Here is a 706-nt window from a genome sequence, read left to right on the forward strand (position 1 = left end):
CTGCGCGCGTGCGTTGTCTGTCGCGCGCGCACGGCGTCGTCCCCGAGCTACCTTGTCCGCCGCGGCGGCAGCGTCAGGTGGGGATGAGGGACGGCGCTGGCGGCGGCGCGCCCGCGGGCGCGCCGCCGCCAGCGCGTCGAACCCCCGGCCCCGCAGCTCCGCCAGCGCCCGCAGCGCCGCGTCATGCCCGGCCAGGCGCTCCACGTACCGCAGTGACCCCTTCGCCAGCGCGAACCCCCGCACCGCCACGATCGCCAGCGACAGCGCCGCCAGCTCCGGCCGCTGCGCCGCCCGCGCGATCAGCCACGCCGCCGCCGCGATCAGGCCCAGCCCGCACAGCTCCGCCGCCGCGCCCGCCAGGCCCGCGCCCACCAGCCGCACCACGTGCGGACGGACCGCACCCCACACGCCCCTCACGCCGCCTCCATCCGGGCCCGCCCGGCGACCCGGCCGCCCTCCAGCCGCAGCACCCGGTCCGCGACCCGCAGCAGCGCCGGACGGTGCGCCACCAGCACCGCCGTCCGACCCGCCAGGAGCCGCGCCGCCGCGTCCACCAGAACCCGTTCGCTGTGCAGATCCAGCCGCGCCGTCGGCTCGTCCAGCAGCATCACCGGCCCGCCCGCCAGGAACGCCCGCGCGATCGCCAGCCGCTGCCGCTGACCCGCCGACACCCCCGTCCCGCCCTCACCCAGCCGGGTCGCGTATC

General features: G+C 79.6%; 1 protein-coding gene and 1 pseudogene. Both read right to left on the reverse strand.

Annotated features, from left to right (window positions below; all coding sequences use genetic code 11):
* Window positions 1–417, reverse strand: a pseudogene (locus HUX53_RS38680) (thiol reductant ABC exporter subunit CydC); the annotation flags it as partial.
* Window positions 414–706, reverse strand: a 293-nt coding sequence (locus tag HUX53_RS38685; RefSeq protein WP_176408232.1) for an ATP-binding cassette domain-containing protein, incomplete at its 5' end; no start/stop codon positions are given. The gene HUX53_RS38685 and the pseudogene HUX53_RS38680, both read right to left, overlap by 4 nt.

Source organism: Actinomadura sp. BRA 177, assembly GCF_013372625.1.
Classification (GTDB): Bacteria; Actinomycetota; Actinomycetes; order Streptosporangiales; family Streptosporangiaceae; genus Spirillospora.